This window comes from Actinoplanes sp. NPDC004185 (assembly GCF_053603475.1).
In genome coordinates this window covers 42,067-60,282 of the sequence record NZ_JBSGFR010000016.1, presented here as the reverse complement: position 1 = coordinate 60,282, position 18,216 = coordinate 42,067, and the positions used below count along the sequence as shown (strand labels likewise).

22 protein-coding genes and 1 riboswitch are annotated in these 18,216 nt (G+C 71.0%); of the genes, 9 read left to right on the top strand and 13 right to left on the bottom strand.

Annotated elements, in window-relative coordinates:
• Positions 1 to 41: 41 nt before the first annotated feature.
• On the bottom strand, positions 42 to 689 hold the full coding sequence (locus ACWEOZ_RS18235; protein ID WP_451911855.1) for an HAD family hydrolase: 648 nt from the start codon (positions 687 to 689) through the stop codon (positions 42 to 44).
• Positions 690 to 792: 103 nt separating this feature from the next.
• Positions 793 to 1,518 (bottom strand): neutral zinc metallopeptidase, encoded by a 726-nt coding sequence (locus ACWEOZ_RS18230; protein ID WP_451911854.1) that lies wholly within the window; start codon positions 1,516 to 1,518, stop codon positions 793 to 795.
• 166 nt (positions 1,519 to 1,684) lie between these two features.
• Between ACWEOZ_RS18230 and ACWEOZ_RS18225 the strand changes: the two genes are divergently transcribed.
• Together ACWEOZ_RS18225 and ACWEOZ_RS18220 are read left to right on the top strand one after the other, a co-directional pair.
• Positions 1,685 to 2,233, top strand: a complete 549-nt coding sequence (locus ACWEOZ_RS18225; protein WP_451911853.1) for a hypothetical protein — start codon at positions 1,685 to 1,687, stop codon at positions 2,231 to 2,233.
• A gap of 65 nt (positions 2,234 to 2,298) precedes the next feature.
• Entirely contained in the window at positions 2,299 to 3,045 is a 747-nt protein-coding gene (locus tag ACWEOZ_RS18220) for a YqjF family protein (RefSeq protein ID WP_451911852.1), read from the top strand.
• On the opposite strand, the gene ACWEOZ_RS18215 is transcribed toward ACWEOZ_RS18220, so the two are convergent.
• From ACWEOZ_RS18215 to ACWEOZ_RS18190, 6 genes are all read right to left on the bottom strand, one after another.
• Positions 3,042 to 3,494 (bottom strand): SRPBCC family protein, encoded by a 453-nt coding sequence (locus ACWEOZ_RS18215; protein WP_451911851.1) that lies wholly within the window; start codon positions 3,492 to 3,494, stop codon positions 3,042 to 3,044. The genes ACWEOZ_RS18220 and ACWEOZ_RS18215 overlap by 4 nt on opposite strands.
• Positions 3,491 to 3,826: an ArsR/SmtB family transcription factor gene (locus ACWEOZ_RS18210; protein ID WP_451911850.1), complete on the bottom strand. Its 336-nt coding sequence runs from the start codon at positions 3,824 to 3,826 to the stop codon at positions 3,491 to 3,493. The genes ACWEOZ_RS18215 and ACWEOZ_RS18210 overlap by 4 nt, the downstream gene beginning before the upstream one ends.
• A 77-nt stretch (positions 3,827 to 3,903) precedes the next feature.
• Positions 3,904 to 4,449 (bottom strand): hypothetical protein, encoded by a 546-nt coding sequence (locus ACWEOZ_RS18205; protein ID WP_451911849.1) that lies wholly within the window; start codon positions 4,447 to 4,449, stop codon positions 3,904 to 3,906.
• Positions 4,450 to 4,467: 18 nt separating this feature from the next.
• On the bottom strand, positions 4,468 to 5,181 hold the full coding sequence (locus ACWEOZ_RS18200) for a spermidine synthase (RefSeq protein ID WP_451911848.1): 714 nt from the start codon (positions 5,179 to 5,181) through the stop codon (positions 4,468 to 4,470).
• Between the two features lie 103 nt (positions 5,182 to 5,284).
• Entirely contained in the window at positions 5,285 to 6,277 is a 993-nt protein-coding gene (locus ACWEOZ_RS18195) for a CDP-alcohol phosphatidyltransferase family protein (protein ID WP_451911847.1), read from the bottom strand.
• A 136-nt stretch (positions 6,278 to 6,413) separates the two neighbouring features.
• On the bottom strand, positions 6,414 to 7,193 hold the full coding sequence (locus ACWEOZ_RS18190) for a hypothetical protein (RefSeq protein ID WP_451911846.1): 780 nt from the start codon (positions 7,191 to 7,193) through the stop codon (positions 6,414 to 6,416).
• A 156-nt stretch (positions 7,194 to 7,349) separates the two neighbouring features.
• Here ACWEOZ_RS18190 and hpt point away from each other — a divergent pair, with 156 nt between their 5' ends.
• The 3 genes from hpt to ACWEOZ_RS18175 are packed head-to-tail and all read left to right on the top strand — an operon-like array spanning position 7,350 to position 9,105.
• The gene (hpt, locus tag ACWEOZ_RS18185) at positions 7,350 to 7,898 is read left to right on the top strand and encodes a hypoxanthine phosphoribosyltransferase (protein WP_451911845.1); all 549 of its coding nucleotides are present in this window, start codon (positions 7,350 to 7,352) and stop codon (positions 7,896 to 7,898) included.
• A complete protein-coding gene (locus ACWEOZ_RS18180) occupies positions 7,895 to 8,599 on the top strand; it encodes an HAD family hydrolase (protein WP_451911844.1) in 705 nt (234 codons plus the stop codon). The genes hpt and ACWEOZ_RS18180 overlap by 4 nt, the downstream gene beginning before the upstream one ends.
• Complete coding sequence (locus ACWEOZ_RS18175) at positions 8,590 to 9,105, top strand: pyridoxamine 5'-phosphate oxidase family protein (protein WP_451911843.1); 516 nt, start codon at positions 8,590 to 8,592, stop codon at positions 9,103 to 9,105. The genes ACWEOZ_RS18180 and ACWEOZ_RS18175 overlap by 10 nt, the downstream gene beginning before the upstream one ends.
• A gap of 8 nt (positions 9,106 to 9,113) precedes the next feature.
• On the opposite strand, the gene ACWEOZ_RS18170 is transcribed toward ACWEOZ_RS18175, so the two are convergent.
• Positions 9,114 to 9,728 carry a LysE family translocator gene (locus ACWEOZ_RS18170; protein WP_451911842.1) on the bottom strand — a complete coding sequence of 205 codons (615 nt, stop codon included), beginning with the start codon at positions 9,726 to 9,728 and terminating at the stop codon, positions 9,114 to 9,116.
• 32 nt (positions 9,729 to 9,760) lie between these two features.
• On the opposite strand from ACWEOZ_RS18170, the gene ACWEOZ_RS18165 reads away from it, so the two are divergent.
• Positions 9,761 to 10,243, top strand: a complete 483-nt coding sequence (locus ACWEOZ_RS18165) for an AAA family ATPase (RefSeq protein ID WP_451911841.1) — start codon at positions 9,761 to 9,763, stop codon at positions 10,241 to 10,243.
• Here the strand turns inward: ACWEOZ_RS18165 and ACWEOZ_RS18160 are convergent.
• On the bottom strand, positions 10,240 to 10,764 hold the full coding sequence (locus ACWEOZ_RS18160) for a hypothetical protein (RefSeq protein WP_451911840.1): 525 nt from the start codon (positions 10,762 to 10,764) through the stop codon (positions 10,240 to 10,242). The two genes, ACWEOZ_RS18165 and ACWEOZ_RS18160, sit on opposite strands and share 4 nt — an antisense overlap.
• Positions 10,765 to 11,015: 251 nt before the next feature.
• On the opposite strand from ACWEOZ_RS18160, the gene ACWEOZ_RS18155 reads away from it, so the two are divergent.
• A complete protein-coding gene (locus ACWEOZ_RS18155; protein WP_451911839.1) occupies positions 11,016 to 11,711 on the top strand; it encodes a hypothetical protein in 696 nt (231 codons plus the stop codon).
• 15 nt (positions 11,712 to 11,726) lie between these two features.
• On the opposite strand, the gene ACWEOZ_RS18150 is transcribed toward ACWEOZ_RS18155, so the two are convergent.
• Both ACWEOZ_RS18150 and ACWEOZ_RS18145 read right to left on the bottom strand, forming a co-directional pair.
• Complete coding sequence (locus ACWEOZ_RS18150) at positions 11,727 to 12,311, bottom strand: hypothetical protein (RefSeq protein WP_451911838.1); 585 nt, start codon at positions 12,309 to 12,311, stop codon at positions 11,727 to 11,729.
• A gap of 67 nt (positions 12,312 to 12,378) precedes the next feature.
• Complete coding sequence (locus ACWEOZ_RS18145; protein ID WP_451911837.1) at positions 12,379 to 13,269, bottom strand: phosphotransferase family protein; 891 nt, start codon at positions 13,267 to 13,269, stop codon at positions 12,379 to 12,381.
• 39 nt (positions 13,270 to 13,308) lie between these two features.
• A riboswitch (guanidine-III (ykkC-III) riboswitch) is annotated at positions 13,309 to 13,371 on the top strand.
• A gap of 10 nt (positions 13,372 to 13,381) precedes the next feature.
• Here ACWEOZ_RS18145 and ACWEOZ_RS18140 point away from each other — a divergent pair.
• Together ACWEOZ_RS18140 and ACWEOZ_RS18135 are read left to right on the top strand one after the other, a co-directional pair.
• Entirely contained in the window at positions 13,382 to 13,696 is a 315-nt protein-coding gene (locus ACWEOZ_RS18140) for a DMT family transporter (RefSeq protein ID WP_451911836.1), read from the top strand.
• Between the two features lie 59 nt (positions 13,697 to 13,755).
• Positions 13,756 to 14,493, top strand: coding sequence for a phosphotransferase family protein (locus tag ACWEOZ_RS18135; protein ID WP_451911835.1), 738 nt, complete (start codon positions 13,756 to 13,758; stop codon positions 14,491 to 14,493).
• Positions 14,494 to 14,596: 103 nt separating this feature from the next.
• On the opposite strand, the gene metH is transcribed toward ACWEOZ_RS18135, so the two are convergent.
• Complete coding sequence (metH, locus tag ACWEOZ_RS18130) at positions 14,597 to 18,121, bottom strand: methionine synthase (protein ID WP_451911834.1); 3,525 nt, start codon at positions 18,119 to 18,121, stop codon at positions 14,597 to 14,599.
• Positions 18,122 to 18,216: the final 95 nt, after the last annotated feature.

The following is an 18,216-nucleotide window of genomic DNA, read 5'->3' as shown; positions in this document are numbered from 1 at the left end:
AGCAAGGCACGGGCCTCAAGCAAGGCGCGGGGCCCCGAGGATCAGGCGGTGGCGGACGCGAACAGCGTGGCCAGGAAGGCCGGGTCGACGCCTTCCAGCGAGTCCCGCAGGTGCACCCCGTCGGTCGGCGGCAGCTCCAGCTCGGCCGGCACCGCCAGCACCGCCGCCCCCGACGCCACGGCGCTGGCCATGCCCGTCGGTGAGTCCTCGATCGCCACGCACTCCTCGATCCGGACCCCGAGCAGCTCGGCCGCCGTGCGGTACGGCGCCGGGTCCGGCTTCGGAGCCGACACCTCGTCGCCGCAGACCACGACGTCGAAATTCTCCCGGCCCAGGGTGTCCAGCGCGACCTCGACGAGCCGGCGCCCGGTCGAGGTGACCAGCGCCGTCGGCACTCCCGCCGCGCGGACCGCGCGCAGCAGCTCCAGCGCGCCCGGGCGCCAGATCAGCCCCTCGGCGAACAGCTCCTCGACCCGGCGTTCGAGCCAGGCCACGTCGGCGGCCTCGTCGCGGTCCGGCTGGACGAGATCCTCGCGCAGGATCCGCATCGAGGTGGCCATGCTGCTGCCGATCATCGCCAGCCGGGCCGGCTCGGACAGCTTGCCGCCGGCGTGTTCGGCCAGCTCGTACAGCGCGACGTCCCAGACCTTCTCGCTGTCGACCAGCGTGCCGTCCATGTCGAAGAGCACCGCAGCCGGTTGTGTGCGTGTCAGGGCAGGCCTCCCGAGCCGTTCGTCAGATGTCCTGCCCATTGTCCCCGCCGGCCGGCCGTCGCGGGCGCCGGTGTGACCGCTACGACACGTCGCAGGGCTTGAGGGAACGCCGGTAGCCGTTGTTGAAGGCCCTGGTCCGCTGCTTGGCCGAGCCGTGCGCGCCCTCGGCGAACCACGGCTGCCCCGGGTCGTCGCCGACCGCCTCCAGCCCCCGGGCCAGCTCCTCGAGGTCACCGTCGTCGAGCCGCAGGGAGCCCTTGCGTTCGGTGTCGCCGATGTACGCCCCCGCCATGCAGTCCGCCTGCAGCTCCTGCTCGATGGTGAACCTCTTCTGGATCCCGAGCCGCCGCTGGATGGCGTGGGCGTACTCGTGGCCGAGCAGGTAGAAGATGAACGCGTCACCGATCTGGCGGAACGCGGCGAACGCCCAGTTGATGTCGTACGCGATGAAGTCACCGGCCGAGCAGTACGCCGCGTTGTTGAGCCCGAGCCCCTGCCCGCCGCAGTCCACCGCGCCCTCCCGGTCGTACGCGATCAGCTGCGCGATCGGCTCGAAGTCCAGTCCCGACGCCTTGAACTGCGCTTTCCAGTAGGCCTCGGCGACCCGTTCGGCGTCTCCGACGTCGGCCTTGAACTCCTCCGGGGTGTCCGTGCCGTCCGGGTCCTCACCGGTGGCGGTGGTCCGCGGCGCGCGGGGAGCCTGGCCACCGCCCGGGTCATCGGGTGCGGAGACGCAGCCGAGGGCGATCAGCGCCACCACCACGGGAACCAACGGGAACAGACGGGTGCGGCGCGGTACCGGCATGCGGGTCCTCCGAGGGGCTGGCGTGACCGGGATACACCAACGATACGGACGATGCGCGGCGCAAGGATCAGTCTGTGTGTCACTGGACACTGCCGGGCCTGTGTAAGCCGTCCCGCCCCGGGTAGCTCGCACAGGTACCCCACCTGCGCGAACTCTGGAGGACACCTTGGCACAGGACACTCTTTCCCGGTCCCTGCACGATGTCGGGCTCGCCGCCTGGTTCGGCGGCACCCTGGCCAACGCGGTGGCGCTCAACCCCGCCGCCGCCGAGACGGCCGACCCGGAGAGCACCGGCCGGGTCGCCAACACCGGCTGGAACAAGTGGACGCCGGTGAACGCCGCCGCGATCGGTGCGCACCTGGCCGGCAGCGTCGGCGAGCTGGTCGGCAACCGCGGCCGGCTGGCCGCTCAGGAGGGCGTGGCGACCATGTCGCTGGCCAAGACCGGCCTGACGGTGGCCGCGCTCGGCGTGACCGGCTACAGCCGGCTGCTCGGCCGCAAGGTGGCCAAGGACACCTCGGTGCCCGCCGCCTCCGGCACCGAGTCGACGGTGGACACCCCGATCGAGGTGGTGCGGGCGCAGAAGAAGCTCTCCGCACTGCAGTGGGTGGTGCCGGCGCTGACCGGTGCGCTCATCGTGATCAGCGCCTTCGCCGGTGAGCAGCAGCGCCCGAGCCAGGTGAAGAAGGGCATTCTGAGCCGCTTCACCAAGTGACCCGCGCCCGGCGCGGCGACGGAGATCACTCCGGCGCCGCGCCGCGCACCGGCATGATGGGGAGCGTGCGGATCGAGGACGTGACCCCGGAGACGGTACGGCCGGTACGCCGGTCGTTGCTGGTGCAGAGCTGGCACGACCTCGCGTTCCTGCACTGGGCCGTGCCGCCGGAGACCGTCGCGCCGTTCCTGCCCCGCGGCACCGTCCCGGACACCCTCGACGGCGTGAGTTACGTGGGGCTGATCGGCTTCAGGATGGTGAAGCTGGGGGCGTTGCGCGGCCCCGGCATCCCGTACCTGGGCACGTTCCTGGAGACGAACGTGCGGTTGTACAGCGTGGACGCGCGAGGACGCCGGGCCGTCGTCTTCCTCTCCCTGGAGGCCGAGCGGCTGTTGCCGGTGCTGACCGCGCAGGCTTCGCTGCGCCTGCCGTACAAGTGGGCGCGGATGCGCCTGGAGAAAAACGGCGACGTGCTGCGCTACACCAGCAAGCGGCGCTGGCCCGGGCCGCGCGGGGCGGCCAGCTCCATGACGGTACGCGTCGGAGCCCCGCTCACCGAGCCGTCCCCGGTGGAGCACTTCGTCACCGCCCGCTGGGGCCTGCACACCCACGCGTGGGGTCGCAGCCTGCACCTGCCCAACGAGCACCCACGCTGGCCGTTGCACCGCGCCGAGCTGCTCGAGCTCGACGACGAGTTGCTCACCGCGGCCGGCCTGCCCGCACCGGCCGGGCCGCCGGTGAGCGTGCTGTACTCCCCCGGCGTCCCGGTCACCTTCGGCGCTCCTGACACCCTGGCCGGCACCGCGGATTAGCCGAGCGTGCGGTCCAGCTTGGTGAAGGAGCTGCCCCAGCCTTCGCGGGCCATCGCGACGAAGTCCTCGGTGTACGGGCCCTGGGTCAGCACCAGCCGGGTCCGGCCGCCGGGCTCGTCGTGGAACTCCAGCCGCATCCGCATCAGCGAGCCGGCGAACTCCGGGATCTCGGCCGCGTTCTCCTCGCCGACCAGCAGTTCGTTCTCGACGACCTCGACGAAGGTCACGTCGACCGGTGAGTTCTGGGCCGGGTCCTCGTCGTTGACCATGGTGAAGCGCTGATGGCCGCCGACCTTGGCCTCGATGTCCACGCTGTCGCGGGGCACCGACCAGCCGACCGGGCCGAACCAGGCCGCGAGCTGGTCGGGGTCGGTGAACGCGCGGTAGACCAGTTCCCGCGGGGCGTCGAAGATCCGGGTGAGGATCAGCTGGGTGGTGGCGTCGCTCATGGTTCTCTCTCCTCTTGCTGGATGCGGTGCAGGTGCGCGTCGAGGCGCGTGAAGTTGACGTCCCAGAACCGCCGGTAGCGCTCCATCCAGGCGGTCGCCTCGCGCAGCGGCTCGGCCTGCAGGCTGCTGGAACGCCACTGCGCCGACCGGCTCCGGGTGATCAGCCCGGCCTGTTCCAGCACCTTCAGATGCCGGGAGATCGCCGGGAGGCTGATCGAGAACGGCTCGGCCAGTTCCGAGACGGTGGCGTCGCCCTCGGACAGCCGGGCCAGGATCGCCCGGCGGGTCGGGTCGGCCAGGGCCGCGAAGATGACGCTGAGCCGGTCGGTCATGCTGTTTAACACCTTCGTTAATTAACGGAGGTGTTAAACATAGGACCGAGGGCGGCCGAGGTCAACCCTCCGCGGATTCAGACCCGGGACGGGATGCGGCGGTGCAGTTCGGCGAGCAGCGTCCGGGGGCCGGGCGACATCAGGCCCACGTCGATCAGGAACGCCGGGCCGGACTCGCGGCGCAACACCCGCGGGCGGCGGCCGGGGCCCGGCAGCTCGGTGACCGCCGCCATGTCGGTCGGGGTCACCACCAGCTCCGTGAACGGGCCCCAGCGCCGCAGCCCGACCGAGGCGATCGAGGCCCAGCGCAGGTGCACTCCGCGGCGCCCGGTAGCCGCGAACTCCAGGCCGTACACGGAGCTTTTCATCCAGCCCAGCCTGTTCCAGGCCAGCAGCATCACCAGGCTGGCCGTGACCACCGGGACGACGAGCAGGCTCTCGGCGACCGTCACCAGCTCACCGATGGCTGGCACGTCGCCCAGCAGCACCTGGACCAGCACGGACACGCCCCGGCAGAGCAACCACACAGCCGCGCACACCCACAGCATCGTCACGAAGACCTGCCCGCGCGGCTGGAAGAACGTCGTGGCGTCCTCGCCGGGTTCGAGAGGGTGGTCGTCCACAACCGCCAGTATGCCCGGCTATGTTGCTACATATACGGTGTTGGCCGATTCTCCGCCGGTGAGCGGGTTGGGGAACGAGACCACGTGCGCCGCCGCCGAGGTGAAGACCTCGGCCAGGACCGCCTCGAACTCGGCGTCCGGCGGGTCGTCGGACCACAGCGCGAAGACGCCCCCCGGCCGCAGGTGCGCAGTGAGCCGGCGCATCCCGTCGACGGTGTAGAGCGCCGCGTTGGCGGGCGCCAGCACGTGCCGCGGGCTGTGGTCGACGTCGAGCAGGATCGCGTCGAAGCGCCGGCCCGGCGCCGCGGGGTCGAAGCCGTCCGGTCCGGCCGCCATCGCGAAGAAGTCCCCCTCGATCAGGCGGCTGCGCGGATCGGTGACCAGCGGCGCCGCCTCGGGCAGCAGCCCGCGTTCGTGCCAGGAGATCACCTCGGCGACCGCGTCGACGACCACCAGCGACGCCACCCGGGCGTCCTCCAGGACGGCCCGGGCGGTGTAGCCGAGACCGAGCCCGCCCACCACGACGTCCGGGCGTGCGTCGGCCGGCAGCGCGGCCAGCCCCAGCCGGGCCAACTCGATCTCGGCCACGGTGAACAGGCTCGACATCAGGAACTCGTCGTTGATCTTGACTTCGTAGACCTCGACGCGCAGCCGCGGGTCGAGGCGGCGGCGCAGGCTGATCTCGCCGATCGGCGTCTCGCGCCAGGCGAGCTCCTCGAACCGGGCGCTCACGCGGGCACCGGCCCCTCTGCCGGCGCGACGGTACGCACCGCGGATACGTTCATGGCCGGTCAGCTTGCCACGCTGACCGGCCACCCGGTGAGACGCCCCGCCCTCAGGCGGAGATGCGCTGCGGGGAGAGCTCGTCGTCGTCCTCGTCGCCGTCGCTCGGGGCGCCGGCAGCGACCGCGGCCGCCTGGGCGGCGGCCTCGGACGAGCCGATCTTGGCCAGCTCGCGGGTGTAGACCTTGGTGGCGCTGTAGAGCTTGTAGATCAGCAGCAGCTCGAAGCCGGCCAGCCCCACCGCGGACAGCACGGAGAAGAAGATGATCTGGTTGGTCAGCGGGCCGAGGATGAACACGAACATCTGGAACTCGATGCCACTGAACAGGTGGGCCCGGATGCGCTGACGGGCCAGCGAGTTGCGGACCTTCATCAGCGGGCCCATCTTGGCCCGGAACTCGCCGTACACGTCGACGACCGGGGCCGGCTCGGCCGGGCCACCGGCCACCGGGGCCGGCACGCCGGCGGCGGGACCGACGGGCTGCTGGGCGCTGGTCTCCTCGACGAACACCGGCCGGTCGGGACCCTCGCCCCGGGCAGCCTCGAGGTTGCGCCGCATGTCCTGCTTGACCTTGCCCATCTGCAGGGCGTTCAGGTAGCGGAACATGTCGAGGAAGATGACCACGCCGGCCAGCCACAGGTAGATCACGTTGTCGGTCTTGGCGTACTGGCCGACCATCAGCGCGACCGCGCAGGTGACCACGCGCAGCCGGTCGAAGACGTAATCGAGCCAGGCGCCGAACACCGAACCCGTACCCTTGAGCCGGGCGATCTTGCCGTCCATGCAGTCGAGCACGAAGCTGATGTGGAAGACCACCGCGCCGGCCACCAGCCACGGGTAGTCGCCCTGCAGGAAGCAGTAGGCAGCCACGAAACCGAGCAGGAACGCGCCCATGGTCAGCAGGTTCGGCGTGATCCAGCGGACCGGGGCCACGAGCCAGACCAGCCGCGACGCCAGCGGGTCGACGAGCCAGACGGTCCACCAGGCGTCGCGATCCTTGTAGGTACGGGTCCGGATCTCGTCCAGCGTGAACCGTTGTGCCATGCCACAACTCCACCGTCGTGATGAATACATGAATAGTGGGACGCGCGGACATTACAGGAGTCTTATTACGGTCCGGGGAAGCAGGCTGGGAATGTGGACAAACGGCGCCTGGATGCACCTGACCGGCCCGAGTCCGTCACGCTGTGCCATACAGCAGGAGAACGGCCAGCGCCGGCCCGCCACCCAGCAGCAGCCCCCGGCCGAACGCGCGGGTCCGGGGCACGGCCAGACAGGCGAGCCCACCGATCAGTGCGCCGCAGCCGGTGAGCAGCAGGGCCGGGTAGGCCGCGGACAGTGCCGCGATCACACCCGGCACTCCCCCGGCCGCCAGTCCCGCCGCGAACCCCCAGCGCGGCACGGCCGGCGGGGCGACGGTCAGGACCGCGTCGCCGAAGACGCCCGGCCCGGCCCGCAGCGAGAACGCGTAACCCTCACCGTCGTACGCCCGCAGCGCCAGCGGCTCCGGCACCTCCTGCACCCGCAGGCCGGAGTCCCGCCAGAGGTCGTGGTAGACCCCGACCAGCTGCGGATAGGCGATCGGCACGTCCCGCAGCAGCAGGCTGCGTTCCCGGCGCCGGCCGGAGTGCATCATCGGTGTCACCTTCAGCCGGGTCGACACCAGCGCGCTGTGCAGCCTGTCCTCGACGCCCCGGGCGACCGGGTCACCGGGCAGGATCCGGATCAGCAGGCGCAGCGCGAAGGCGTTGAGCACGGCCAGCAGCGGCAGGGCGTACCAGCCGAGATGGTCCGGGACGAGGGCCAGCAGCGGCGACAACAGCCCGGCCGGCATGGTCAGCACCACCGCCACGAAGACGGCCAGATCCGCGTACGGTGACGACAGCCGGCCCGCCAGTGTGAGCAGCGCCACGACGATCACGTAGCAGGTCGCCACCGGGGCGAAACGGAGCCGGCGCATGATCGCAGTCTGCCGCCCGGCCAGGGCGGATGCCGGCGGAACGGCGCGTCCGGCCAGGGGCTGGACGCGTGTTGGCGGCCGGGGCCCCGCGTGTCAGGATTCCGGCGTGACCTCGCGGGGGGCTGCGAGGCGCGGCGACTTCTCAGGGGGATGACGGTGGACGCCGACCACGTCGCGGACGACCTCGAGTCCGTGCTGCTCACCGAGGACCAGATCCGCACCCGGGTCAAAGGGCTGGCCGCCGAGATCGGCAAGGACTACGCGGGCCGTGAGGTCGTGCTGGTGGGGGTGCTGGGCGGGGCCGCCACGTTCACCGTCGACCTGGCCCGGGCCCTGGAGAGCCAAGTGGAGATCGACTGGATGGCGATCCGGTCGTACACGACGAGCAAGCGCGCCTCCGGCTCCGTACGCCTGCTCAAGGATCTTGACCTGGACATCTCCGGCCGGGACGTGATCATCGCGGAGACGGTCATCCAGACCGGCCTGACCATGTCGTGGCTGATCGCGAACCTGCGGCAGCGGGGGCCCGCGTCGATCGCGGTGGCGGCGCTGCTGCGCAAGCCGGACACCCCGGAGTTCGGCGTGCCGGCCTACATCGGCTTCGACGTGCCGGCGGGCCTGATCGTCGGGTACGGCCTGGATTACCGCGGCCACTACCGCAACCTGCGCTGCGCGGCCGTGCTCGCCCCGCACGCGGTGCGATGAAAGCCGTCGTCTTCGACTTCTTCGGCACGCTGACCGATCCGTCCGCCGAGGCCGGCCGCCTGGCCTCCTTCACCGCGACCGCGGCGGCCCTCGGGGTGCCGGCGGACGCCTTCCGCACGACGATGGCGGCCACCTTCCGCGAGCGGGCGACCGGCGCCTTCGGCGACACGAGAGCCACCCTGCGGGCCGTCGCGCTGCGCTGCGGCGTCGATCCCGCGCCGGACGCCCTCGACGCGGCCACGGCGGTGCAGCTCGCCGGGGCTGCCACGGTCCGCACGCCACGGCCCGGCGGCCTGGCGGTGCTGGCCACCCTGCGCGAGCGCGGCCTGCGGCTGGGGCTGATCTCCGACTGCAGCAGCGAGCTGTACGAGAGCTGGCCCTCAACGCCGTTCGCACCCCTCATCGACGCGGCGGTCTTCTCCTGGCGCGAGGGCTACCGCAAACCGGACCAGCGCCTGTACGCCACCGTGGCCGAGCGCCTGGGCGTCCTCCCGCAGCAGTGCTGGTACGTGGGCGACGGCGGCAGCCGCGAGCACTGGGGCGCCGCCACGGCCGGGATGCGCCCGGTCCTGGTCACCAACGCCAGCTATCCGTCGGCGGCGGCGTACCGCGACGACCCGGACACCCACGTGCCGGAGCTGGCGGTCGATGAGCTCTCGACGCTGCTCCCGCTGATCTGCCAAGATCACTCATGCCCGTGACCAACCCCTGGCTCGCCGGCCCGGCGCCCACCGCCCGCCTGGACCGGCCCCGCCTCGAGGAACGCCTGCTGAACCTGCTGTCGTCGCAGAACATGTGCGTGCTGGCCACGGCCGGACCGGCCGGGCCGCTGGCCACCCCGGTCCGCTACTTCCACCTGGACTTCACGCTGATGTTCACCGCTGCGGCCGGCTCGCCGAAGCTGCGCAACATCGCCGCCGACCCGCGGGTCTCGGTCGGCGTCTTCGCGCCGCTGGTGGGCCAGGCCAGCAGCCGCGGAGCGCAGATCTTCGGGCAGGCGCGGGTGCTGACGGAGCCGGACCCGGACTTCGCGCGGTACTGGCCGGCGGTGCGCTGGCAGTCGGACCACGTCGAACGGTCCCGCTCGCTGGACGATCCGCCGACGGGACCGCTCGTGGTGATCCCGGCCGACCACATCGTCTACACCGAGCACTGGCTGCGCCGCGACGGCTTCGCCCCCCGCCAGGTCTGGCGGGCCGCGGCCTAGTGACGCCGTCAGGTGCTGCTCAGGGCGAGCCGCACCCCGAAGGCGGCGATGACGGTCCCGGTGATCCGGTCCAGGACGCGACGGGCTGCCGGCCGGCGCAGCAGGACGCGCAGCCGGTGCGCGAGCCCGACCAGGACGGCCGACCAGGCGGTGCCCAGGACGATGTGGACGCCGGTCAGCAACACCCCGAAGGCGAACGGCGCCACGTCCGGCGGGATGAACTGCGGCAGCAGGGCCACGTAGAACGCGCCCACCTTCGGGTTGAGCAGGTTGGTGAGCAGCCCGCGCCGAAACCCCGGCGCCTCCGTGACGGCCTGCGGCTCGCTCCGGTCACGGCGGGCGGCCCACAGCATGGAGAGGCCCATCCAGATCAGGTAACAGGCGCCGGCCCACCGCAGCACGTCGTAGGCGAGCCGCGAGGCGGTCAGCAGAGCCGTGATGCCGGCCGAGGTGAGCACACCCCAGAGCAGGGTGCCGCTCTGGATGCCGAGGACGACACCCCAGGCGCGGCGCGGGGCGCCGACGGCAGCGGTACGCAGGATGAGCGCGGTGTCCATGCCCGGCGTCAGCGTCAACAGCCCGACCACGACGACGAAGGACCCGAGACTGCTCAGTACCGTCACGGGCTCACGCTACCGTCTCGTACCCTCGGCGGATGACCCCGCGCCACGCCGCCAAGGTCCTGATCACCGGCATGTCGGGGACGGGCAAGTCCACGGCGTTGCGGGCCCTCGCGGCGCGCGGGCACCGCACGGTCGACACGGACACCGACCGGTGGAGCCGCTGGGTGACGCAGCCGGACGGCACGGCGGACTGGATCTGGCGCGAGCCGGAGATGACGGAGCTGCTCAGCGGCCCGGGCACCCTGTTCGTGGCCGGCTGCAGGTCCAACCAGGGCGAGTTCTACCCGAGTCTCGACCACGTCGTGCTGCTGAGCGCGCCGGCGGAGGTGCTGCTGGCCCGAATCGCGGCGCGCACCGACAACCCGTACGGCAAGAGCCCGGCGGAACGCGCAGCGGTCCTCGACCACCTGGCGCACGTGGAACCGTTGCTGCGCGCCACCGCGACCGCGGAGATCGACGCGACCGCCCCGGTCGACGAGGTCGTGCGGCAGCTCGAAGCGCTGCTGCGGGCTTAGGCTGCGGGGTCGCCGGCCCAGCCGGCCAGCTCGATGATCTCGGAGGCGAGGTCTGTCACCGGGCGGTCGTCGGTGGCGATCCGGTGCACCCACTCCGGGCTCAGCTCGGCCAGCTCGCGCGCCGCGATGTCGCTGCGTTCCACGTGGCGTCGCAGCGCGGTGCCGATCTCGCGCCGGGCCAGCCGCTGCCGCGCCGTACCGTCGCCGGCGGTGAGCAGGACGGCCGTGACCCGCGGATCGTCGCCCATCGCGGTCGTGAGCGCGTCGACGAAGCGGACGCTCACCGTGTTGGTGTAGATCAGCCGCCGGTAGCCCACGACGCGGTAGTTGGCCCACATGGCGGCCAGGTTGCGTTCGGCCAGGCCGTGCTCCCACGGCGGCGGATAGGCCAGGTCGAGATTGTCGCCCTCGATCAGGCAGTGCCGGACCTGCCGCGCGGACAACTGCACGTGGATCTCCGTGCCGACGCTGGTCTTGCCGACGCCGGGCCGGCCGCCGAGAAACAGCACTTCACTGCGCAAGGGCCTCATCCTGACGTTCGGTACCGTGACGCGAGGGGGGACCGCGTCCACGGTAGAGGGTGCCGTCGGCAGTGTCCGGGTGCCTGGGGCCGGGTGGTGGAGGTCGGGGCGGCAACGGGCTCAGCGGCTGGCCGGCGCGACGCTGTGGCCGAGGCTGCCGCACCGGCCGGGACACCGCCGCCGAAGAGCCCGGCAATCCCGCACCTCCGGGGTACTGCCACGCGCCCCGGCGCTGGGTAGAGTCCTGCGCCATGTCATACGACCTTGCGGTGTGGGAAGGCGATCGCCCGGCGACCGACCTGGCCGCGGCGGCGGAGTTCAAGCTCCTGTACGACCGTTACGTGGGGTCGGCCGACAACACCGAGCCGACGGCGCGGATCGCGGCCTACGTGCGGGCTCTGCTGGACCGCTACCCGGACATCGGCACCGACGCGGGTGACGACAGCCCCTGGTCGACCGCCCCGCTGATGAACGAGGCCGGCGGCCCGCTGGTGTACTTCCCGATGGTGTGGCGCCGCAGCGAGGAAGTGTCGGCCTGGGCGGCCCGGCTGGCCGAGGAGCACGGGCTCAACTGCTACGACCCCCAGGCCAACCGATTGCGTACGGAGGCCCGCGAAGCCTGGCGGTTCGAGCTGACGTCCGCCCTGCAACGACCGGTGCGCGACCCGGACGGCGAACTGGCGCGCCGGGTGCTGGTACGGCTGTCGGCGGACGACCACTTCGCGGTGCTCAAGCGGGCGGACGGCTGGTACATCCAAGCGGGGTACGGGGCCCAGGCGGGCACCCGGCCGGGCTGGTACGTCCTGGAACGGCGCGACGGCGTACCGGACCAGCACTTCCGGGCCGAGGTGGTCGCCATCGAGGAGGTGGTCCGGGCGTTCGTCGCCTTCCTGGACGGCGACCCGACGCTCGCGGTCCGCTTCCCGTGGCAGCCCTACGTCGTGTGAGCCGGGCGGTCAGGGCTAAGCGGAACTGTCCAGCTGCTCTTGGTCGCGGTGCAGGTACGGCAGAACGCTGTTCACCCAGACTCGATACGCGATGAACGCGGTGAGCGCAGCGCCGATGATCCACACCGCCGACAATGCGATCCCCTGACCTATGTCCCCAGCTCGGAACTTTCCGATCAGCGCTGTGACGGTGGCGGCCAAGGCCAGGGTCGAAACTCCGGGGAATGCGAGGAAGGTCGGCGGCAAGGGCGTCGAGGCAAAGTCGAACTTGTGCCGCACCCGGTTCCAGGATCCCCAGTTGAGGCCATCCGGCGTGCGGGGAGAGAGCTCTTCCTGGATGTACCGAGCGATACGAGAGACGTCGTCGCGCATCATGACGTACTTCGCGTAGCAGAGGTAGGTGATGATCGGAACGATGAGCAGGAAGAGCGTTCGGTTCTTGCCCGACAGCGAAAAGCTGAAGAGTGCGCCCGCCGAAGTCATTTGATATAGAAGCAGCGTCTGCCTGCGGGCACTCAGATCGACAATTTCTTGCCGGAGGGCTGTGAATTCGGCCAGCAGGGCCTGGAGTGAAGGATCATTCCGCGAACCATCAGTCATGTATTCGAAAGTAATGCAGGGCCAGGCCGTCCTCCAGCGGCAGAATTGACCGTCGCCACGGTTCTCATCAGCTCCCCAGTACGACCTGCAGGCGTTGTTCGAGGCGGTGGCGGGCAAGGGCATCGCTGATGGGCAGGCCGGAGTCGCGCCAGGGGTGGACGACCTTGGCCGGGTCCGGCAGGTAGCCGACGATGTCCATGACGTTCCAGTAGCGGAACGCCTCCTCGTCGGGACGCTCGCCGGTCCGGCGGCGGTACGCGTGCGCGAACCTGGCCCCGGCCTCCGCGCCGTGCAGCATCGCCAGATACGTGGCGGCGTGGGCGACGTCCAGGTCCGCCGGTCCCCACGAGGTCTCGACCCAGTCGACCACTCCGGTGATCCGTCCCCGGGACCACAGCAGGTTGCCCAGGTGGAAGTCCCGGTGCAGGAACCTGCCGGAGTAGCCCGGCGCAGGCTGGTCGAGCAGCTCGAACGCCGCCCGCCACAGCGGTTGCCGCCGCGCCCACGGCGGCATGACGCGTTTGGCGGGTGGGGCCCACGACTGGTACTCCCGTGGGCGGTCCGGTCCCGGCTCGAAGCGGTGGATCGTGACGAGGGTCCGCGCCAAGATTTCCAGGACGTCGTCGGTGGCGTCGTCGAGGCACAAGCGCCCGGGAAGCCAGGACATGAGGTGGGCCGGTGCCCCGGCGGCGTCGCCGGACAGATCGAGGGCGATGCTCTGCGGCACTGGAACAGCTGAACTGTGCAGCTGTCGCTGGACGGCGGCCTCCCGAGCGAGCAGCCCGGGGGCGTGCCGGCGCCACGGCTCCTTCGTCATCAGCCGGAGGACGGCCTGCCCGCCGTCGTCCCCGGTCAGGGGGAGCATGGTGGAGGTCCAGCCGCCGGTGAGGCGCCGAACCCCGGTGACGCGCCGACGCCACACGGACGCCGCCCAGCGGGTTCCTGTCTCGGTCGTCACAACTACGGCGCCTTTCTGTGCGGGTATGCCAGGCTGGTCGCAGAGCTCGGGCGAGCTCCCGGACGAGGGCGCCGTACCCGGTCAGCGACAAGACGGCGCGCGGGAGACTGCCATGGCCTGGTTGATTCTTGTGCTCTCCGGTATGTGCGAAGCGGTCTGGGCGACGGCCCTGGGCCGGAGCCAGGGCTTCGCCCGGCCCGGCCCGTCGGTGGTGTTCCTGGTCGGGATCATCGCCAGCATGGCGGGCCTGGCGTACGCGATGCGCACGTTGCCGATCGGCACGGCGTACGCGGTGTGGGTGGGGATCGGCGCGGCCCTGACCGTCGCCTACGCCATGATCACCGGCGAGGAACCGGCCTCACTGCTGAAGGTCGTCTTCCTGACGATGATCATCGGTGGGGTGATCGGCCTCAAGGCCACCCACTGAGGCCGCCCGGGGGATAAACACGTGGCGGCGCCGGTGGCCGTCCCGGGACAATCGCCGGCGTGGAAGAAGTCGAGGTCGTCGTCGCCCACAGCGAACGCGCGACCCTGCGCGTCGGCGACGTGTTCCTGAAGATCGACGCCGAGCGGCGGCGTACCGACGTCGAGGTCGAGGCGATGGCCCTGGCGCCGATCCCGACGCCGCCGGTCCTCTGGCGCAAGCCTCCCGTACTGGCGATCGCGGCCGTGCCCGGCAAGGCACTCGGCGTGCTGGGTGCGCCGTCGACCGCGTCGCCGGCCGCGTGGGCCGCGGCGGGTGCCGCCGCCCGGAAGTTGCACGACGCCCCGCTGCCACCCTGGCCCGGCCGGAAGGTCGACGACATAGCCGCGGACCTCGAATCGGAATGCGCATGGCTTCTCGCCAATGACGTCCTCCCGGCCGACCTGGTCGCGCGCAACCGCACGATCGCCGAGGTCGCGCTGCGGTCGTACCCGCCGAAGTTCGTCCACGGCGACTTCCAGATCACCCACGTGTTCGTGGAGGGTGACGAACTGACCGGAGTGATCGACTGGTCCGAGGCCGCGCAGGGTGATCCGCTGCATGATCTCGCCACGCTGACCCTCGGGCATGAGGAGCGCCTGGCTGATGTCCTCGCGGGCTACGGCACGGACGTGGACCTCGACGTGATCGAGGCGTGGTGGTCACTGCGCAGCCTGCTGGCGGTCCGCTGGCTGGTCGAGCACGGCTTCGACCCGTCCTCGCCGGGCTGCGAATTCGACGTGCTCAGAGCCCGGATGTGACACCCACCAGGACCGACCGGCTCGAGCGGCACGCCGCCTGAGAACACCCGGAAACCTCCGACGGCCTGTTCGTGCACCGTCGATGGTTTCCGGGTGTTCTTGCCTACTTGGCGTTGAAGTAGTTGGCGTCCGGGTGGTGGGTGATGATCGCGTCCGTCGACTGCTCCGGCTCGAGCTGGAACTCCTCCGACAGCTTCACCCCGATGCGGCCCGCGTCCAGCAGGTCGACCACCTTGGCCCGGTCTTCCAGGTCCGGGCAGGCCGGGTAGCCGAACGCGTACCGGCAGCCGCGGTAGTCGTTCTTCAGGATGCCGGCCAGGTCCGTCGGGTCGTTCGCGCCCACCGTTGCGCCGGTCGGGAGGATCAGCTCGGAGCGGACGCGGCGGTGCCAGTACTCGGCCAGGGCCTCGGTCAGCTGGACCGACAGGCCGTGGACCTCCAGGTAGTCGCGGTACTCGTCGCGGGCGAACATCTTGGCCGTGTATTCGCTGATCGGCTGGCCCACCGTCACCAGCTGCAGGGCCACCACGTCGAGCTCGCCGTCGGCGCCGCGGGGCTTGAAGAAGTCGGCCAGGCACAGGCGCCTTTCCTGGCGCTGGCGGGGGAAGGTGAAGCGGGCCCTTTCCGCCGCGCCGTTCTCGTCCAGCACCACCAGGGTGTTGCCTTCGGAGTACGCCGGGAAGTAGCCGTACACGACCGCCGCCTCCAGGACGTGGTCCGCGGCCAGGCGGTCCAGCCAGTAGCGCAGGCGGGGCCTTCCCTCGTTCTCCACCAGCTCCTCGTACGACGGGCCGCTGCCGCCGCGGGCCGCCTTCAGGCCCCACTGGCCCAGGAACGTCGCCCGCTCGTCGAGCATCGACGCGTAGTCCTTCAGCGGGATGCCCTTGACCACGCGGGTGCCGAAGAACGGCGCCTTCGGGGTGTCGACGTCGGTCGCCACGTCGGAGCGGACCGAGGTGTCGTCCAGGGGCGGCAGGCTCTCCGAGACCATCGCGCGCTGCTTCTCGCGGCGGGCCCGGCGGGCCGCCAGCGCGGCCTCGCGTTCCGGGTCGATCACCGGGGCGCCGCCGCGCTTGGCGGTCATCACCTTGTCCATCAACGACAGACCCTCGAACGCGTCCCGGGCGTAGTGCACCTCGCCCTCGTACTGCGAGCGCAGGTCGTCCTCGACGTACGCGCGGGTCAGCGCCGCACCGCCCAGCATGACCGGATACTTCGCCGCGACGCCGCGCGACGCCATCTCCTGCAGGTTCTCCTTCATCACGACCGTGCTCTTCACCAGCAGGCCGGACATGCCGATCGCGTCCGCCTGGTGCTGCTCGGCCGCCTCGATGATCGCGTTGATCGGCTGCTTGATGCCGATGTTGACGACCTCGTAGCCGTTGTTGCTCAGGATGATGTCGACCAGGTTCTTGCCGATGTCGTGCACGTCGCCCTTGACCGTGGCGAGCACGATGCGGCCCTTGCCTTCCTCGTCCTCGTTCTTCTCCATGTGCGGCTCGAGGAACGCCACCGCGGCCTTCATCACCTCGGCCGACTGGAGCACGAACGGCAGCTGCATCTGCCCGGAGCCGAACAGCTCACCGACCGTCTTCATGCCGTCGAGCAGCACGTCGTTGACGATCGCCAGGGCCGGCTTGGTCTGCAGCGCCTCCAGCAGGTCGTCCTCGAGACCGTTGCGCTCGCCGTCGATGATGCGGCGCTTGAGGCGCTCCTCCAGCGGCAGCCCGGCCAGCTCCTGCGCCCGGGACTCGCGGGCCGAGGTGACGTCGACGCCCTCGAAGAGCTGCAGGAACTTCTGCAGCGGGTCGTACCCCTCACGGCGCCGGTCGTAGATCATGTCCAGCGCGACCTCGCGCTGCTCGTCCTGGATCTTCGACATCGGCAGGATCTTGCTGGCGTGCACGATCGCGCTGGTCATGCCGGCCTGCACGCACTCGTGCAGGAAGACGGAGTTGAGCACCTGGCGGGCGGCCGGGTTGAGGCCGAACGAGATGTTGGAGACGCCGAGGGTGAAGTTGACGCCCGGGTACAGCTCGCTGATCCGCCGGATCGCCTCGATCGTCTCCAGGCCGTCGCGGCGGGTCTCCTCCTGGCCGGTGGCGATCGGGAACGTGAGGCAGTCGACCAGGATGTCGGACAGCTTCATGCCCCACGTGCCGGTGAGGTCGTCGATGAGCCGCGCCGCGACCCGGACCTTCCAGCCGGCGTCGCGGGCCTGGCCCTCCTCGTCGATGGTCAGGGCGACCACGGCCGCGCCGTGCTCCTTGACGATCGGCATCATCCGGGCGTAGCGGGAGCCGGGGCCGTCGCCGTCCTCGTAGTTGACCGAGTTGACCACGCAGCGGCCGCCGAGCATCTCCAGGCCCGCCTCGACGACCTGCGGCTCGGTGGAGTCGAGCATGATCGGCAGGGTCGACGCGGTCGCGAAGCGGCCGGCCAGCTCGCGCATGTCCTGGGTGCCGTCGCGGCCCACGTAGTCGACGCACAGGTCGAGCAGGTGCGAGCCGTCGCGGGCCTGGCTGCGGGCGATCTCCACGCAGGCCTGCCAGTCGCCGGCCAGCATCGGCTCGCGGAACGCCTTCGAGCCGTTGGCGTTGGTGCGCTCGCCGATCATCAGCACGCCGGCGTCCTGCCGGAACGGCACCTCGTGGTAGATCGACGCGGCGGCGGGCGCGTGCTGCGGCTCGCGCGGGGCGGCCTGCAGACCGCGTACGCGGGCGACGACCGCCGCGATGTGCTCGGGCGTCGTGCCGCAGCAGCCGCCGACCAGCGAGACGCCGTACTCGCGGACGAAACGGTCCAGCGCCTCGGCCAGCTCGTCGGGGGTCAGCGGGTAGTAGGCGCCGCCGGCGGCCAGCACCGGCAGGCCGGCATTGGGCATGACCGACACCGGTACGCTCGCCGACTGCGCCAGGTAGCGCAGGTGCTCGGTCATCTCGGCCGGGCCGGTGGCGCAGTTCAGTCCGATCAGGTCGATGCCCAGCGGCTCCAGCGCGGTCAGCGCCGCACCGATCTCGCTGCCCAGCAGCATCGTGCCGGTGGTCTCCACGGTCACGTGAGCGATGATCGGCACCTTGCGCCCGACCTCGGCCATCGCCCGGTGCGCGCCGACCACCGCCGCCTTGGTCTGCAGCAGGTCCTGACACGTCTCGATGATCAGCGCGTCGGCGCCGCCCAGGACCAGGCCGGCCGCGTTCTCGTGGTACGCGTCGCGCAGCGTGGTGTAGTGCGTGTGGCCGAGGGTGGGCAGCTTGGTGCCGGGACCGATCGAGCCCAGCACGTACCGGGGCTGCTCGGGGGTCGAGAACGCGTCGGCCGCCTCGCGGGCGACCGCGGCACCGGCCTGCGACAGCTCCCGGATCCGGTCCTGGATGTCGTAGTCGCCCAGATTGCCGAGGTTGGCGCCGAAGGTGTTGGTCTCGACGCAGTCCGCCCCCGCGGCCAGATAGGCCTCGTGGACGCCGCGGACGACGTCGGGGCGGGTCACGTTGAGGATCTCGTTGCAGCCCTCGAGACCCTGGAAGTCGGTGTCCACGTCGAGGTCGGCGGCCTGCAGCATCGTGCCCATCGCTCCGTCGGCGACGAGGATGCGATCGGTCAGCGCGGCAAGGAAGGAGTTCTGCACCTTGCAAGGCTAATGGCACATCCCCCAACTGCCGAGTATCGGTGTCCGACTGGTGGACTCACTGTGACCGGGCTCTCCACGCGATGACGGGGGTC

Excerpts from the sequence above, each read along its gene's own strand:
- ACWEOZ_RS18165 (WP_451911841.1), top strand. The coding sequence starts at position 9,761 with ATGACCCCGCGCCACGCCGCCAAGGTCCTGATCACCGGCATGTCGGGG.
- ACWEOZ_RS18180 (WP_451911844.1), top strand. The coding sequence starts at position 7,895 with ATGAAAGCCGTCGTCTTCGACTTCTTCGGCACGCTGACCGATCCGTCC.
- ACWEOZ_RS18150 (WP_451911838.1), bottom strand. The coding sequence starts at position 12,311 with ATGACTGATGGTTCGCGGAATGATCCTTCACTCCAGGCCCTGCTGGCC.
- ACWEOZ_RS18215 (WP_451911851.1), bottom strand. The coding sequence starts at position 3,494 with ATGAGCGACGCCACCACCCAGCTGATCCTCACCCGGATCTTCGACGCC.
- ACWEOZ_RS18140 (WP_451911836.1), top strand. The coding sequence starts at position 13,382 with ATGGCCTGGTTGATTCTTGTGCTCTCCGGTATGTGCGAAGCGGTCTGG.
- ACWEOZ_RS18210 (WP_451911850.1), bottom strand. The coding sequence starts at position 3,826 with ATGACCGACCGGCTCAGCGTCATCTTCGCGGCCCTGGCCGACCCGACC.
- ACWEOZ_RS18195 (WP_451911847.1), bottom strand. The coding sequence starts at position 6,277 with ATGGCACAACGGTTCACGCTGGACGAGATCCGGACCCGTACCTACAAG.
- ACWEOZ_RS18155 (WP_451911839.1), top strand. The coding sequence starts at position 11,016 with ATGTCATACGACCTTGCGGTGTGGGAAGGCGATCGCCCGGCGACCGAC.
- ACWEOZ_RS18230 (WP_451911854.1), bottom strand. The coding sequence starts at position 1,518 with ATGCCGGTACCGCGCCGCACCCGTCTGTTCCCGTTGGTTCCCGTGGTG.
- ACWEOZ_RS18190 (WP_451911846.1), bottom strand. The coding sequence starts at position 7,193 with ATGCGCCGGCTCCGTTTCGCCCCGGTGGCGACCTGCTACGTGATCGTC.
- ACWEOZ_RS18175 (WP_451911843.1), top strand. The coding sequence starts at position 8,590 with ATGCCCGTGACCAACCCCTGGCTCGCCGGCCCGGCGCCCACCGCCCGC.